Annotated in this window: 17 protein-coding genes; 8 read left to right on the forward strand and 9 right to left on the reverse strand. The window is 64.6% G+C overall.

What is annotated here, in order from left to right:
* Positions 1 to 4 precede the first annotated feature (4 nt).
* From xth to JY500_RS16815, 4 genes are all read left to right on the forward strand, one after another.
* Entirely contained in the window at positions 5 to 766 is a 762-nt protein-coding gene (xth, locus tag JY500_RS16800) for an exodeoxyribonuclease III (RefSeq protein WP_206253886.1), read from the forward strand.
* Positions 763 to 1416, forward strand: a complete 654-nt coding sequence (locus JY500_RS16805; RefSeq protein ID WP_206253887.1) for a Crp/Fnr family transcriptional regulator — start codon at positions 763 to 765, stop codon at positions 1414 to 1416. Before xth ends, JY500_RS16805 begins: the two co-directional genes overlap by 4 nt.
* Positions 1417 to 1486: 70 nt before the next feature.
* The gene (locus JY500_RS16810; protein ID WP_172196832.1) at positions 1487 to 1681 is read left to right on the forward strand and encodes a YgaP family membrane protein; all 195 of its coding nucleotides are present in this window, start codon (positions 1487 to 1489) and stop codon (positions 1679 to 1681) included.
* Between the two features lie 117 nt (positions 1682 to 1798).
* Positions 1799 to 2626, forward strand: coding sequence for an HDOD domain-containing protein (locus JY500_RS16815; protein WP_206253888.1), 828 nt, complete (start codon positions 1799 to 1801; stop codon positions 2624 to 2626).
* A 7-nt stretch (positions 2627 to 2633) separates the two neighbouring features.
* On the opposite strand, the gene JY500_RS16820 is transcribed toward JY500_RS16815, so the two are convergent.
* From JY500_RS16820 to rsmI, 4 genes are read right to left on the reverse strand one after another with little or no spacing between them, the layout of a single operon-like run.
* Positions 2634 to 3440 carry a DUF3025 domain-containing protein gene (locus tag JY500_RS16820; protein WP_206253889.1) on the reverse strand — a complete coding sequence of 269 codons (807 nt, stop codon included), beginning with the start codon at positions 3438 to 3440 and terminating at the stop codon, positions 2634 to 2636.
* A complete protein-coding gene (locus tag JY500_RS16825; protein ID WP_206253890.1) occupies positions 3437 to 3907 on the reverse strand; it encodes a hypothetical protein in 471 nt (156 codons plus the stop codon). Before JY500_RS16825 ends, JY500_RS16820 begins: the two co-directional genes overlap by 4 nt.
* Before the next feature lie 8 nt (positions 3908 to 3915).
* On the reverse strand, positions 3916 to 4950 hold the full coding sequence (pyrC, locus tag JY500_RS16830; protein WP_172196824.1) for a dihydroorotase: 1035 nt from the start codon (positions 4948 to 4950) through the stop codon (positions 3916 to 3918).
* Positions 4951 to 5009: 59 nt separating this feature from the next.
* A complete protein-coding gene (gene rsmI, locus JY500_RS16835) occupies positions 5010 to 5789 on the reverse strand; it encodes a 16S rRNA (cytidine(1402)-2'-O)-methyltransferase (RefSeq protein WP_246479662.1) in 780 nt (259 codons plus the stop codon).
* Between the two features lie 87 nt (positions 5790 to 5876).
* Between rsmI and JY500_RS16840 the strand changes: the two genes are divergently transcribed.
* From JY500_RS16840 to JY500_RS16850, 3 genes are all read left to right on the forward strand, one after another.
* Positions 5877 to 6326: a YraN family protein gene (locus JY500_RS16840; RefSeq protein ID WP_206253892.1), complete on the forward strand. Its 450-nt coding sequence runs from the start codon at positions 5877 to 5879 to the stop codon at positions 6324 to 6326.
* A complete protein-coding gene (locus tag JY500_RS16845) occupies positions 6296 to 6682 on the forward strand; it encodes an HIRAN domain-containing protein (RefSeq protein WP_206253893.1) in 387 nt (128 codons plus the stop codon). The genes JY500_RS16840 and JY500_RS16845 overlap by 31 nt, the downstream gene beginning before the upstream one ends.
* A gap of 95 nt (positions 6683 to 6777) precedes the next feature.
* The gene (locus tag JY500_RS16850; RefSeq protein ID WP_172196818.1) at positions 6778 to 7491 is read left to right on the forward strand and encodes a queuosine precursor transporter; all 714 of its coding nucleotides are present in this window, start codon (positions 6778 to 6780) and stop codon (positions 7489 to 7491) included.
* A 63-nt stretch (positions 7492 to 7554) separates the two neighbouring features.
* Here the strand turns inward: JY500_RS16850 and JY500_RS16855 are convergent, their stop codons facing one another.
* From JY500_RS16855 to recG, 4 genes are all read right to left on the reverse strand, one after another.
* A complete protein-coding gene (locus JY500_RS16855; RefSeq protein ID WP_206253894.1) occupies positions 7555 to 9834 on the reverse strand; it encodes a patatin-like phospholipase family protein in 2280 nt (759 codons plus the stop codon).
* A 74-nt stretch (positions 9835 to 9908) separates the two neighbouring features.
* Positions 9909 to 10808: an aldose 1-epimerase gene (locus JY500_RS16860; protein ID WP_206253895.1), complete on the reverse strand. Its 900-nt coding sequence runs from the start codon at positions 10806 to 10808 to the stop codon at positions 9909 to 9911.
* Positions 10809 to 10898: 90 nt separating this feature from the next.
* Positions 10899 to 11378 (reverse strand): nuclear transport factor 2 family protein, encoded by a 480-nt coding sequence (locus JY500_RS16865; RefSeq protein ID WP_206253896.1) that lies wholly within the window; start codon positions 11376 to 11378, stop codon positions 10899 to 10901.
* Positions 11379 to 11406: 28 nt separating this feature from the next.
* Positions 11407 to 13530 (reverse strand): ATP-dependent DNA helicase RecG, encoded by a 2124-nt coding sequence (gene recG, locus JY500_RS16870; RefSeq protein WP_206253897.1) that lies wholly within the window; start codon positions 13528 to 13530, stop codon positions 11407 to 11409.
* Positions 13531 to 13701: 171 nt separating this feature from the next.
* Here recG and JY500_RS16875 point away from each other — a divergent pair, with 171 nt between their 5' ends.
* Complete coding sequence (locus tag JY500_RS16875) at positions 13702 to 14745, forward strand: acyltransferase family protein (RefSeq protein WP_206253898.1); 1044 nt, start codon at positions 13702 to 13704, stop codon at positions 14743 to 14745.
* A 38-nt stretch (positions 14746 to 14783) separates the two neighbouring features.
* Here the strand turns inward: JY500_RS16875 and ypfJ are convergent, their stop codons facing one another.
* Entirely contained in the window at positions 14784 to 15656 is an 873-nt protein-coding gene (ypfJ, locus tag JY500_RS16880; protein WP_206253899.1) for a KPN_02809 family neutral zinc metallopeptidase, read from the reverse strand.
* Between the last annotated feature and the right edge of the window lie 30 nt (positions 15657 to 15686).

Below are 15686 nucleotides of genomic sequence, written 5' to 3' on the forward strand. Positions count from 1 at the left end.
TGCCTTGAAGCTTGCCACCTGGAACGTCAATTCGCTCAAGGTCCGCCTGCCGCATCTGCTGGACTGGCTCGCGCGCGAGCAACCCGATATCGTGTGCCTGCAGGAGCTCAAATGCGAGGATGCTTCGGTGCCGCGCGCCGACATCGAAGCCGCGGGTTACCGGCTGGAAACCCACGGGCAGAAGACCTACAACGGCGTCGCGATCCTGTCGCGTGCGCCCATCGATGCCGTGCAACGCAACATCCCGGGCTTCGCGGATCCGCAAGCGCGGGTGATCGCAGCGACCATCGGGGATGTTCGCGTCGTGGGCGCCTACTTCCCGAACGGCCAGGCCGTGGGCTCGGAGAAGTTCGCCTATAAGCTCGAATGGCTCACCGCGCTGACCGAATGGCTGCGCGGCGAAATCGCGGCGCATCCGAAACTGGTGCTGACCGGCGATTTCAACATCGCCCCGGAAAATCGCGACGCACACCCCGACTGGAAGGAAGAAATCCATGTTTCGGCTCCAGAGCGCGAGGCATTTGCAGCGCTTACCGGGCTCGGTCTCGTCGATGCATTCCGAAACTTCGACCAGCCGGAGAAGAGCTTTTCGTGGTGGGACTACCGGATGAACGCCTTCCGCCGTAACTTTGGCTTGCGCATCGACCATATCCTCGTCAGCGCGCCGCTGGCAGCGACGCTGGAGCAATGCTCTGTCGACAAGAGCACCCGCGTGCTTGAGCGGCCGAGCGATCATGCGCCGGTAATCGCCGTCTTCGGCTCATGAACGACCCGCTCGACGGTTACACCGCACTCGCAGCGCTTTCGCCGGCGGCGCGGGAACGCGTACTGACAAACAGCCAGCAGATCCAGGTGCCGGCCGGCGCCCAGGTGTTCGACGAGCATCAACGCTGCGGCGGGTTTCCCTTCGTGCTGGAGGGCGCCATCCGCGTGATCAAACGCTCGGCACAGGGGCGCGAGCTTCCGCTCTATCGCGTACTGCCGGGTGAGACCTGCATCGTTTCAACCAGCTGCCTGCTCGGGCATGCGGACTACAACGCCAGCGGCATTGCCGAACGCGACAGCACCCTACTGCTTTTGCCGCCGAATGAATTCGAGGCACTGATGGCGGAGCCCGCCTTCCGCGACTTCATTTTCCGGCTGATCTCCGAACGCATGGCCGATCTGATGCAACTGGTCGAGGAGGTGGCATTCCGCCGCCTGGATGCCCGCCTCGCCAGCCATCTGTTGGGCCGTGGCCGCCTGCTTCACGTCACGCATCAGCAGCTGGCGGACGAATTGGGCAGCGTGCGTGAGATGGTGAGCCGTCTGCTCAAGGGATTCGCCGACCAAGGCCTGGTGCGCCTCGGGCGCGAGCAGATCGAGGTTGTCGACCCGGCTGGCCTGCGCCGCCTTGCCGCGCCGGAGGCTATGTAACCGCGGTTACATACATCGCCCCCCTCGCTGCGCTCAAATGGCCCCACATAAACCGGCAAAGGAGCACGACATGAAGGCAAATGTGGGCGGGATCGACAAAGTGGTTCGCATCGGCGGCGGTGCCGTACTGGTAGGGCTGGCGGCCGCCGGCATCGTTGGCGCCTGGGGCTGGATCGGCATTGTTCCACTTGCAACCGGCCTGTTCGGAGTTTGCCCGGCCTACGGGCTACTGGGCATCAATACCTGCCCGATGAAGAAGACCTGAGCCAGATCCAACAACGCCGCAAGCGCCGACTGGCCATCACGCCGGTCGGCGCGTCCGCATTCAAGTCCGGCCGGGGGACGCCGATATTCATGGAATACAGTCCGCCGGAGTCCGACCGTGAGCGCCATCGCACAACTCTTTGAACGCATTCCTGACCTGCCCGCCATGCCCAAGGTCATGCAGGATCTGGTGCGTACGATGGAGGACGACAGCGCGGATCTGAGCGATCTGGCTGACTCCGTCAAACACGATCCAACCCTCTCCGCCCGCGTGTTGCGCATGGCCAATTCGGCCTACTACGGCGCCACCCGAAAAATCGGCGCGATTGAAGACGCGGTGACCCGCATCGGCCTCAACGCGTTGCGCACGCTGGTGATTGCCTCCGGCATGACCAACACCTTCAAGGCGGTGCCGGGCGTCAAGCTGCAGCCGTTCTGGCGCCATGCGCTGCTGAGCGCGGCGCTCGCCCGCGCGATCGCGCGCCGCGCGCGAATCGACGTCGAGTTTTCGTACACCGCAGCGCTGATGCACCGCATTGGCGACCTGCTGCTGCACCTCGCCCACCCGGCAGAGGCGCAGGCGCTTGCCGCGGAAATGGCCGACTCAAGCCCGGCCGAGCGCTGCGAGGCGGAACGCGAACGCTTCGGTGCGGACCACTGCGCCGCGGGAGCGGAACTCGCACGCCTGTGGCAGTTCCCGGTCGCGATCCAGAATGCACTGGGCGCCTATGCCTACCCGGTTTCCAAGCAAGCAAGCCCGTTCGCCATTGTCGTTGCGGTATCGAGCGCCTGCGCGCAAGGTCTGATGGAGGGCATGTCCGGCGACGCAATCGCCGAGGCGGTGCCCGCAGAATGGCTGGAGAAACTCGCGCTCGACACTGAACAGCTGAGCACGATCCTCGACGACGGCCCGGCGATGCTTGCCGAGGCTCAGTCCTTCATCTGACGGCCCGTCAGGCAGGCGCCACGGCCGCGCGCAGCGGCCGGAACTGGCGCGTATCCGCGTAGTAATCGGCGTGCGCATTCTCGGCGGCCACGCCAGGAATGCCCAGCAGCGGTATCGCCTGCAAACGCACGCCGCCACCAATGCCGCCCTCGTCGGCAATCTGCGCCGACAGCCACTGATCGAGCGCTTGGCAGCGCTGCGCTACTGGACGCTCGAACCAGTCATGCGGCACGCGCTGCAGCAACGCCTTTCCGCACAGGCCGACAAACGGCGATCGCATTTGGTCGAGCGTCGCATGCCCGAACACCGTGACCTCGATCGCACGCCCCCAGGCGTTGCGGGCATCGAAGAAGAGCTCGCGCCATTCATGGCCGCGCAGCGCCGCCAGCAAGGTCGGATCAGAGGACGAGACGACCACCCCGCATTCATCAAATTGCGTCAGCGCATCGCGTCGCCGCCCACGCGGCGCGTGAGGTCCACGCTGCTGCAGTGCCGCGATGTGCGCCGCATTCAGCGCCGCCTTTGCCTGCGGAAAGCGGCGCCACACCAACGCATTGAAGTAGTCATGCCAATCGTACTCGCGAGTCGGCACACCACCGCTCACGGCGATGCCCGCCTCGTAGCCGAGAGCAGGCGTTTCGCCGACAAGGTGGATTCGCGTACCGTCCTGCAAGCATGGGCGGGGGCCGGGCCGACCCAGCAGATCATCGAGCGCGTCGCGCGACGGCAAGCGGGAGCCACTGGCGAGCAACGCGTCGGTGTAGGGTTCGAACAGTGGCCGCCCGGCAAACGCGGCCGGCCCGAGGCCACTCACTGCGGAGCCGACTGCCCGTCGGCCGGCGTGCCGCTTGCGGCACGGGCGGCAGGATCCGGCACGAAACTCAACACGCCATCTTTGCGCACGAAGGCGCCGAGCAGCTGGCCCGGTGGCGCATCGCCACTGGGCTCCATCTTCGCGACCTCACATTTTTCAGTGCCGATCGCGTACCAGTGCTTGCCCTGCACCGCCACGAACAAGCCATCGCGAATCCCGTACAGCGACATCTTCGGCCCCTCGGTATTGCCGGGCACGATCTCCCAACGGCGCTGGCACGCCGGGAACCGGGCCGCGACGAGCGCCTGCTTCACCTCGTCGCTCCAGATGTAGTTGCGCTCGCGCACCAGCGTTATCGCGTGATTGCGGCCGTCCACCTCATACGCCGCCGCGTTGTTCTCGCAACCCGTGAGCAAGAGCGGCAGGGTCGTCGCAGCGGCAATCAGCAGCAGTGGGTTAAAGCGCATGGCTCGGCTCAGAGAAGTTTCCAGGCAATCGTCTCGCCGGCGCGCAAGGGCACCAGCGGATCACCGTTGAGGTAGTCCAGTTGCGCAGGCACCGTCCACGCCTCCTTGGCCAGCGTCACCGTATCGGTATTGCGGGGCAGACCGTACCAGTCCGGCCCGTTGAAGCTGGCGAAGGCTTCCAGCTTGTCGAGCGCCCCGGCCTGGTCGAAGGCTTCGGCGTACAACTCGATGCCCGCGTTGGCGGTGTAGCACCCGGCGCAGCCGCAGGCCGCCTCCTTGGCCGACTTGGCATGCGGCGCCGAGTCAGTGCCGAGGAAGAACTTGCGTGAGCCAGAGATTGCCGCCGCAACGAGTGCCTGGCGATGCGTCTCGCGTTTGAGCACCGGAAGGCAATAGTGATGCGGCCGAATGCCACCCGCGAAGATGGCATTGCGGTTCATCAGCAGGTGGTGCGCGGTAATCGTGGCGGCGATGTTGTCGCCGGCTTCGCTCACAAATCGCGCGGCATCCGCCGTCGTAATGTGCTCGAAGACCGTGCGAAGACCCGGGAAACGCGCCGTGACCGGCGCAAATACGCGATCAATAAACACGCGCTCGCGATCGAAGACATCCACGTCAGCATGGGTCACCTCCCCGTGTACCAGCAGCGGCAGTCCAACACGCTCCATGCGCTCGAGCACCGGATAGACCTTGTCGATCGCGGTCACCCCCGCGTCCGAGTTGGTCGTGGCGCCAGCCGGATACAGCTTGACGGCATGCACGAAGCCGCTTGCCTTCGCGCGGTCGATCTCGTCTGGCGACGTGTTGTCTGTGAGGTACAACGTCATCAGCGGCTCGAACTTGAGGCCGGCCGGCAGCGCACCGAGGATACGCGCACGGTATTCCGCAGCCAGCGCGACCGTCGTAACCGGCGGACGCAAGTTCGGCATCACGATCGCACGACCGAAACGGCGTGCCGTATCGGGCAGCACGGCCGCCAGCGCAGCGTCATCGCGCAGGTGCAGGTGCCAGTCGTCGGGTCGGGTGATGGTGATCGTTTGCATGCTTGAATCCGGAAAACGGTGAATGCGTCAGTTTACCAGCCGGGCTTGCCGCTCCGGCGTCAGCCGGCGTCCTTGAGCGCGAGCGCGCGCTCGTAAAGCGCGTTCTTGTTGGCGCCGGTCAGCTGGGCTGCAAGCTTTGCGGCCGTCTTCAACGGCAGTTCGTCGAGCAGCAGGCGCAGCGTCCGTTCGGTCTCGGGCGACAGTCCCTCGGCCACAATCGGCGGCGCCACGATCAGCACGAACTCGCCCCGACTGCGGTCGGAATCCGCCGCAAACCAGTCAGCGGCCTCCGCCAGGGGCATGCGCGCGATCTGCTCATGCAGCTTGGTCAGCTCGCGCGCCACCACCAACTCGCGTTGCCCGCCAAACACGGCGGCGAGGTCGGCGACGCACTCCACGACCCGATGCGGCGCTTCGTAAAACACCAGCGCGGCTGGCGTGCTGGCGAGGGCTTCGAGCTCCGCGCGGCGTGCTGTCGCCTTGGGTGGCAGGAAACCGACGAACAGGAAGCGCCCTTCGACCAAGCCGGACGCCGACAGCGCGGTGGTGACTGCACTTGGCCCCGGAACCGGCACAACCGGGAAACCGGCTGCCTGAACCCGCGCCACGACGCGCGCGCCGGGGTCGGAAACGGCCGGGGTGCCCGCGTCCGTCACCAGCGCGATGTGCTGCCCCTGCTCAAGCAGGCCGACGAGCCCATCGGCCGCCGCCTGCTCGTTGTGTTGATGCACCGCGAGCAGGCGCGTGCGAATACCGAAGTGATCGAGTAAGCGGCGGGTGTGACGAGTGTCCTCTGCCGCGATGGCGTCCACCTTGCCAAGCACAGCCAGCGCACGCATCGTTATGTCATATAGATTTCCGAGCGGGGTCGCGACGATGTAGAGCGCCGGCTTCGCAAGCAAAACGCGGTTGGCAGGAGGTAGAGCGTGCGACTGATCCGACGAATCCATGAAGGCTTCTCAAAGGTGCTGGGCGGCGGGCATTCTGCGGCCGGGCCCGAGGCACCGCAAGTTCCGCCGCATCTACGTGATGGCACACTGGCCGAACGACTGGCCGAAACCTGGCTGTCTCGACAAGGTCTCAAGGTGATCGCACGCAATGTGCGCTGCAAGCTGGGCGAGATCGATCTGGTAGCGACCGACGGCGAGATGCTGGTCTTCGTCGAAGTCCGCATGCGCACCGATCCGCGTTTCGGCGGCGCCGCGGCCAGCATCACGCCAGCCAAGCAGGCCAAGCTGGTGCGCGCCGCGGAGTGGTTCCTCGCCAATGGCGGCAAGGCCTGGGCCGGGCGCCCGTGCCGTTTCGATGTTGTATTGCTCGATCGGCTTCACCTTTCACACATCGAATGGATCCGCGGCGCGTTCGACGCGTACTGATCGCCGCCACGCTGTTCGTGGCACTGGCCCCCGCCTTCGCCGCACCGCGCCTGCGAGTGCTGGTGCAGCGAGCACCGCTCGCAGGGTTCACACATTATGAAGCGCCGAGAGTGTGGACGCAGTTGCGCGTTGGGGCACCACTCTCGCTGCAACGCGAGCCCGACAACCCGCACGACCGCCGCGCGATCGCGGTGAGCTGGCAAGGGCAGAAACTCGGCTATCTGCCGCGCGCCGAAAACGACGCGGTATGCGCCGCAATGGATGCCGGCACCGGCATCGAAGCGCGCATCGGCTCACTGACTGACGACGCAGACCCGCGCCGCAGAATTACGATCGAGGTGTTTGTCCTGCCCTGAAGTGCATGGGTTCCGGGCTTGATCCGCGCGTGCCAGAATTGCGACACAAGACCTAGATCGGCTTCAACCCCATCCATTAGACAGAGAGCCCCCCAATGAACCGTCCTATCCGGCAGTACAAGTACTACGACCTGGTGATGGTCGCCTTCGTCACCGTACTGATCTGCTCAAACCTGATCGGCCCCGCCAAGGCCGCGCAACTGAACCTGCCACTGGTGGGCACGCTGACCTTCGGCGCCGGCGTACTGTTCTTCCCGATCAGCTACATCTTTGGCGACATCCTGACCGAGGTGTATGGCTACGCCTACTCACGGCGCGTAATCTGGGCGGGCTTTGCCGGCCTCGCGTTCGCGTCGATCATGGCCTATGTGATCGTGGCGCTGCCACCTGCGCCGAACTGGCCCAACCAGGCGGTGTACGAAACGGCGTTTGGCTCGACCTGGCGGATCTCGATGGCCTCGCTGATCGCTTTTTCCTGCGGCGAATTCGTGAACTCGTTTGTTCTGGCCAAGATGAAGATCCTCACGCAGGGCAAACACCTGTGGAGCCGCACGATCGGCTCAACGATCTTCGGTGAGGCAGTCGACTCCTCGCTCTTCTATCCGCTGGCGTTCTGGAACAGCGGCATCATGCCGAACGAACTGGTTCCCACGTTGATGCTGTCGCAATTCATTACCAAGACCGCTGTCGAAGTGGTGTTCACGCCGCTGACCTACCTCATCGTCAACAAACTCAAGCAACACGAGAACGAAGACTGGTACGACCGGCACACCGACTTCAACCCCTTCAAGCTCGACACCCGCAACTGATCTGCCACGAGCAAAGAAAAGGCCGCGACGTGATCGCGGCCTTTTTCGTTGTGGCGCCTGTGCTCAGTTGGTGTAGCCGAGGTACAGGTAACCGGCCCACTTGCCACCGTTGTAGTCGGCCCAGCCTGCGCCCAGATAGAGCGGCCCCAACAACGTGTCCACCCCAAGGTAGGCCGATCCGGCCGGGATGATCTTGGTGTTGGTGCCGGTGAAGATCTGGTTCCACACCTTGCCTGCTTCAAGCGAGCCCCCGACATAGATGCCAGACCCCAACTGGGGCAGCAGCGAGCTGATCTGCTTGTACGCCATGACGCGCCCGAGCGCCGTGCGCGCGCCGGTCAGCTCGTTCGTCTGCATGCCCGACACCTGCAGGAAACCACCGAGCTGGTAAGGAATCGGGACAGTGGATAGCCTTTGGTCGAGCGACCCGCGCACGCGTGCGGTCGACCGCACGGTGAAGGTGCCAAAGGTGCCGGCCAGATCGCCATCGACTTCCACCAGTTGCGCAAGATCATCCTGGTCCTTGATGTGGCCCGCCGCGTAGTCCGCACGAAGGAAGTAGCCATGGCGCGGCCACTTTGGGTTGTCCAGTTGGTCGATGACAAGCTGGGCGCGGCCGCCATACAAGCGCGTCGCCGCGTTGGTGCTGACGCCGATGCCGCCGGTCAGCACTTCGCCCTCCACATGCTCGGAAAAGGCGGTCAGCCGGAATTCGCCGTAACGCCCCAAGCCGTAACCGCCCCCGACTTCAGCGCCGCGGCGATTGACGCCGATCTCGAACAGACGGTTGCCTTCAGCGTCGAACAGCGGCAGCGAGGAACTGCCCCACCACACGCCGCCCACCACGAAAGTCGGTGAGTGGCCGATTGGCTGATAGATCTCGGATCTCAGCGAGGAGTCGGCGCCAAGGCGGAGGTCGTTGCGCCACTGCGCACCCCACCGGTTCAGCCACGTCATCTGGTAATTGCCGAGAAAACTGATCGTCGCGGTGCGATAGGTGTCGAGCTTGAAGTCGATGCCCATGCGCAAGTAGTTCGGGCCAACGCTGCGTTCCAGCGGTGTAACGGTCGCCACTTGCTGTCCGCCCGCGTCGTGCAGGCGATAGTTGATCGAGTCGAAGTCGCCGGTGTCGTACAGCGAATCGAAGCGCTCAAGCAATTGCTCCTGCGTAGCCGGGGGCGTCTTGCCGGTGATGACCCCTTCCACTCGGTCCGGCGGCACAAAGCGCGTCTGCGCTACCTCCAACCGGTCGTACGGCTTCTGCGATTCGCTTGCCCGCGTGGCGATCCCGGCCAGCCAGGCACGGTAGGCCGAGTCGTCAACGGCGAGCGTCGCCAGCTGCGCCTCAAGCGGCAACGTCGCGGCGCTGCCGCGCTCGATGATGTCCTTCACCGAGGTGAAGCTCGCGGGCGAATAGCCCTCTAGGTCCGGTTCAATCAGCACATCGCCGGGCGCGAGCAGCTTGCGCTGTTCGAGTACGTTGCGCCCGGTCGCGATATTCATCGCCTGGGCGGCGACGTCGACGAAGGTGCGGATCTCGTCAGGTTTGAGCATCGGCGTGCCCACGTCGACCACGATCACGACATCCGCGGCACACGAGCCCGGCGTCTTTTCCTTCAGGTTCTCGATCGGCAGGTTGCGTACGAACATGCCATCGACCAGCAGGCGTCCGTTGTCACTCACCACGTCGAACACACCCGGCACAGCCATGCTCGCGCGCAGCGCGATCGCAAGATCGCCGCCCTTGAACACGCGCATGTCGCCGCGCTCCAGATCGGTAGCCACCGCCTCGAAGGGAATCGGGAGATCGTTGAACGATTCGCGATAGATGTCGCGCGTCATCTCGCGCAGGAACCGGTCTATCAATTGAGACCCGACGACGCTGCGCGGCACTTTCAAGCCGTCTTCGTCGACGCCGAAGGTCATCGCGGCGAGGTTCTGGTAGTCATCCTTCTTGCGCAGGTAGGGCAGATTGCGGCGGTCTGGTGAGCCCGCGATCAGCTTGTCCCAGTCGGCGTCCTCAAGGCGCCGCCGTATCTCCGGCAAGGGCATGCCTGACGCATAGATGCCGCCGATCAGTGCGCCGGCGCTGGTGCCCGCGATGCAGTCGATCGGCACATGCAGACGCTCCAGCTGCTCCAGCACACCGACGTGCGCCAGGCCACGCGCGCCGCCGCCGCCGAGCACGAGCCCGACTCGTGGGCGTTTGGCGGGCGCCGCCGCCACCTTGCTGGTGGCCTCCGCCTTCGGCAGGGCTTTTGGTGCAGATTTGGGCGCGGACTGCGCAGTGGGGGCGCAGATCACCGCAAGCGCGGTGCACAGGGTCGGAATCAGGCGTTTCATGGGGGATTCGGCGGCGACAGGGTCTTCGCCGCTTATACCACAGCCCGATCAGGCGCCGATTGCGCCCGTTTGGCTCAGCGCCTTGGCGGCAGGACGGACAGGTGCATCGACTCCAGCCATGAACCACCCGGGGCGATCTCGCGCCAGCCAGCACTATGGCGCGCGGCGGACGGCAGATTGACGGCATTCGTGACATGGCTGACCGGCTCGACACACACCAGTGGCGCCGATTCAGGCGAATACACAACCAAGTGGTCCAACCCCGGTGTCGCCGTCAGCGAAATCGAATAGTCGGCGTAGTCCAGCCGCGCACGACGGTTCCAACCCGAAAATCCGTCATCCAGCCCGGTACTGAGAACCTTTGTTCCGTCGAGCGGGAAGCGGCCCAGCGCGCGTTCAAAGCCATGCGGAATACGGTCGCCGTTGACGAGCCAGTGGTTTCGCACACGGGCTCGCAGCCGGGTGCCCGCCGGGCGCGGGAAGTACGGGTGGAAGCCCATGCCGCAGGGCATCGGCGCATTGCTTCGGTTGGTGACCAGCATTGAGACGGTGAGGCCGCCCGGGTCCAGCGTGATCGTCTGCTCGGCGGAAAAAGCCCAAGGCCACTCGCCCGCCGCCACATCGAGTCGCAGCGTTACGGCGCGTTCACTTTCGGCGTCGACGTCCCATGGGCGCACCCAGCCGATACCGTGGATCGCATGCGGTGCGCCAAGCGGATGTGGCGCCATCCGCACTTCGTTCCCGTTGTGACGAAAGTGCCCCTGGGCGATGCGGTTCGAAAAGGGCACCAGCGGGTAGCAACCGGCATTGCGGATCGCTTGCTCGCGCGGCAGGTCCAGCGGAACGGGCACCAGCACATCACGCAGGGCACCATCGAACTCGGCGCGGCACGAAAACAGACGGCCGCCCCACTCGGGTGAGACCTGCGCCGTCCATCCATTGGCCTGCAGCGTGACAAGCTCTTCTTGCGACATCAACAACCTCTTGTTCTTTTTTAGTTCGCCAATCGTACCAAATGCTGCGCCGCACCGTGTCTGGGGGATTCCGTGCCGCGCAAACCTTCTTCAGCGCACGCCGGCCTCGCGCTGCATCCAGGCGTCAAGCGCCTGCCGGCTTTGCCGTCGGATCGCTCGCTGCATCGGCGGCGACCAGCCCATCAAGGCGCCCGCCGGGCCAAGCGCCATCGCAGCCCAACGCCACAGGTTGAACTGGTCCTCGTGGCGGACGATCTTGCCGTCACGGAAGCGGAAGCTCGCGTCGATCCGGTTGACGACCTTCCTCCCGGTCTTGCTGAAGGTGTAGCTCGCATCCCAGTGGGCGGCACCACTCGCATCGTCGGCGCGCACCTGGCTCAGTACGACCTCCAGATCCGCGGCGCGCGCGGTGAGCATTCGCCACATCGCGCCGACCTCGCTGGCATTCAGCACACCGAAAGCCGGATCGCTGAACTGGCCATCCGGCGCATAGCAGGCCGCCATCGCGGCGCCATCCTTACGCGCCAAGGCGCCGTAGAAGTCATGGATCAACTGTGCGTTTGGATGCATGCGCTGTCCTTGTTTGGTGTCATTGCGCTCAGGCCTTCAGGTACTCGCTGCGACCGCCATGCCAGCGATCGAGTATCGCCGCCGCTGCGGCCGGCTGGCGTGCAAGCAGTTCTTCCGCGGCGGAACGGGCCGCCTCAACCAGATCGACATCCATTTCCAGATCCGCATAACGCAGCAGTGCGCTGCCGCTTTGCCGCGCCCCGATGAATTCGCCGGGGCCGCGCAGCCGCAGGTCCTCCTGCGCGATGACAAATCCATCCGTATTCTCGTAAATGACCTTCAGCCGCGCTCGGCCCGTCTGTGACAACGGCTGGCTGTAGATCAGGATACAAGCAGAGGCTGCCGCGCCGCGCCCGACCCGGCCACGCAACTGGTGCAATTGAGCAAGGCCGAACCGTTCGGCGTGCTCGATCACCATCAGGCTTGCGTTCGGCACGTCTACGCCGACCTCGATCACCGTGGTTGCCACCAGCACCTGAACCTCATTGCGGATGAAGCCGTCCATCACGGCGGCTTTCTCGTCCGCCTTCAGGCGCCCATGCACCAGACCGACTCGCAACTCCGGTAGCTCAGCGGTCAGGCGTTCACAGGTTTCCACCGCCGTCTGCAACTGAAGCGCCTCGCGGTCGCGCCCCTTGCCACCCCGTACAGCCCCACCGTCTGCAGCACCCTCGGTTTCCTCGATCAACGGGCACACCCAGTAGGCCTGCCGCCCCTCGCGGCAGGCGTCGCGGACGCGTGCAACAACGTCGTCGCGCCGCGCATCGGCCACCAGCTTGGTGACGATCGGCGTGCGACCGGGAGGCAACTCGTCGAGAACCGATACATCGAGATCCGCGTAGAAGCTCATCGCTAGCGTGCGCGGGATCGGCGTCGCGCTCATCATCAGCATGTGCGGCAAGGGCGCGTCGGAGCCCTCGTACTTCTCACGCAGCGCGAGCCGCTGGCGCACACCGAAGCGGTGTTGCTCATCGACCACCGCCAGCCCGAGCTTCGGAAACGCGACCGGGTCTTCGATCAGCGCATGGGTGCCGACAGCCAACAGGGCTTCGCCCGATGCCAGCATCGCCAAAGCCGCCTCGCGTGCCTTCTTCTTCTGGCTGCCGGCGAGCCACGCCACCTTGATGCCGAGCGGCGTCAGCCACGCAGCGAGCTTGCGGAAGTGCTGTTCAGCGAGGATCTCGGTCGGCGCCATCAGTGCTGCTTGCCAACCCGCCTCGGCCGCCTGCAGCATGGCGAGCGCGGCGACGATGGTCTTGCCGGAGCCAACGTCGCCTTGCAGCAGGCGCTGCATCGGATGTGGCGTCGCCAGATCGCGCGCAATCTCGTCCACCGCGCGTTGCTGAGCGCCGGTCAGTGCAAACGGCAGGCTCGCGACCAAAGGGCCGCTGAGTGCCCCACTGCCTTGCAACACCGGCGCACGGCGCGCACGCCGTGCGGCATACGCTTTACGTAACGAGAGCTGTTGCGCAAGCAGCTCCTCGAACTTGATGCGGCGCCAAGCCGGGTGCGTGCGGTCTTCCAGCGCGGCGATCGACATGCCGGGCTGCGGATGATGCAACGCGCGCACCGAACGCTCGAACTCCGGCAAGCGCAGGGATTTGCGTAACCCCTCGGGCAGCAGATCGGCGAGCGACACCTGCTTCATCGCGCGATCGATCAGCTTGCGCAGCGCGCTCTGTGCAAGGCCTGCAGTTGTCGGATAAACGGGGGTCAGCGCCGCGGGCAGCGCTTCGCCCTCCCGTACCGTCTTCACCCGGGGATGCACCATCTCATCGCCGAAGAAGCCGCCGCGGATTTCACCAAACACCCGCACGCGCGTTCCCTCGGCCAACTGCTTCTGCTGGCTGGGGTAGAAGTTCAGGAAGCGCAGCGTCAGTTCGCCGGTTTCATCGGCGATCCGCGCGACCAACTGGCGGCGCGGGCGGAAGCTGATTTCGCAGCTCAGCACCACACCTTCCACCTGCACGCTGACGCCCAGCGGCGCACCGGCGATCGGCGACACCTGTGTCTCGTCTTCATAGCGAAGCGGCAGGTGCAGTACCAGGTCGGCCTCGCGAAAGAGGCCTAGTTTGTTCAGCCGGCTCGCAAGCGGTTTGGGCAGGGCACCAAAACCGTCGGACGTCGACGAAAGAGCTTGAACCTTGGGCATCGCGCGATTCTAGACCGACCCAATGCGATATTTGCCCCAGAACCAATCGCGCCGTTGCGCGAAATAGTGCCTGGCATCACCCGATATAGCGGGCAAACTCAACCGCTTTGATTCAGCGATTGCGGCCTGTGATCACCTGGCCGCCATGACTGCGGCGAAGGAGCAAGGCTGGTGGCTCGTGGCAAAGAAGTCGACAACAATTTCGATCTACTTCGGCATGTCGCGGCAACGCTGGTGCTTTGGTTCCATGCGTTTTCGCTCTCAGCCGGCCACAATGACCCTCTGGCCGGCACACCGTTCGACGGCGCTCTCGGCGTTAACATCTTCTTCGCCATCAGTGGCTTCCTGATTACCGAGAGCTGGATACGACGCAGCAACGCGCTCGCATTTGCCGAAGCCCGAATGCTGCGCATCATGCCGGCGCTGCTCGCCTCGGTCGGCCTCTGCGCCTTCGTGATCGGCCCTGCGCTAAGCCACGCCTCCCTTACCGAATACCTGTTCGATTGGCATCTGCGCTGGTTCGTACTGGGCAACGCATCCCTCTTATGGATGGAGGAGGAACTTCCCCAACTGTTCCTCACAAACCCGCACCCGGCTATCGTCAACGGATCGTTATGGACGCTACCCAAGGAAGCGACCATGTATGGTTTGGTGCTTGGGATCGGCCTGCTATGCAGAAGCAAGCTGCTTTCGCGTGCATTCATTCCGTTGCTTTGTGTGGCGTTCGCAATTGCGTCGTGGCGCTTCATCCAGCTCGAGCAGAGCGAGCATGCACTTTCGCTGGCTCGCGTCTCACGCTATTTCATTGCTGGCGCGATTATCGGATCGCTGTCAGACAGCGCGCGGGGGCCAGCGATCGTCGCAGCCTGCCTTTTGGCGTCACTAGTCGCCGCTCCCCTACCCAAAGCGATTCAGGCGATCGCCATTCCCATTGCTCTGGCCTCCGCTGTGCTGGCGTGCGCACGCATACGCCTGCCGACGGCAGTTGGCGGTCGGTGGCCGGTTGACTTGTCTTACGGGCTCTACATTTACGGTTACCCGCTGCAGCAAGTGCTCTTCCAGTTTTGGCCGCAGCTGGATGGCTATCACATGTTCGCCATTTCGCTCCCGCTGACCGGTCTGGTAGCCATAGCGTCGTGGCACTTCGTGGAAAAGCCGGCGCTGGCAAAGAAGGGACAGTTTGCTGCTTGGCTGCGTCCGCGTGTCGCGGTCTGAAACATCCGCGCGGACTAGCGGACAACGGCTGCAGCCGGCTAGAGCTCCCGTACCTTGAAGGTATCGCAAGCCGCGATTTCGCCCTGCTCCAGTCCGCGCGAGAACCAGCGTACGCGCTGTTCGGACGAGCCGTGCGTGAAGCTTTCCGGCACCACCACGCCGCGCGCTTGCTTCTGCAGCGTGTCGTCGCCGATTGCGGTGGCGGCGGTGAGCGCTTCCTCAACGTCGCCGGGTTCGAGCGTGAGGTTGCCCGATGCAACCGCTTGTTTCGCCCACAGACCAGCAAAGCAATCAGCCTGAAGCTCCAGCCGCACCGATAGCGCGTTCTTCTGCGCTGCACTGCGCCCCTGCTGGGCTTGCCGCATCTTGTCCGATATGCCCAGCACATGCTGCACATGGTGGCCAACCTCATGCGCGATCACATAGGCCTGCGCGAAGTCGCCCGGCGCCTTGAAACGCCGCGATAGCTCGTCGTAGAAAGCCAAGTCAATGTAGACCTTCGAATCGCCGGGGCAGTAGAACGGCCCCATCGCGGCTTCGCCGGTGCCGCACGCGGTGGGCGTTTGGCCGCGGAACAGCACCAGCTTGGGTTTCGGATATTCGGCGCCGCCGGCCTGAAAGATACGGCTCCAGGTTTTCTCGGTGTCGTGCAGCACCACGCTGACCAACTTGCGGGCCTGCGCTTCGCTGGCAGATTCCTGCACCGGCCCGGCATGTCGCTGCTGCTGCGGCGCCGGGGTATTGGAGGCGAGGTTCAGCACGACCGAAGGGTCGATACCGAAGTACCACGCGGCAATCGCGAGCACGATCGTGCCAACGCCGATCGAGCGACCGCCGATCGGCAATCCGCCGCCCCCGCCGCCACGGCGGTCTTCGATGTTGTCACTGCCAGTGTCGTCTTCGAAGCGCATGGCGGCCCCCTCAAAACAAGAAGGCCCGCG

Source organism: Niveibacterium microcysteis (assembly GCF_017161445.1).
Classification (GTDB): domain Bacteria; phylum Pseudomonadota; class Gammaproteobacteria; order Burkholderiales; family Rhodocyclaceae; genus Niveibacterium; species Niveibacterium microcysteis.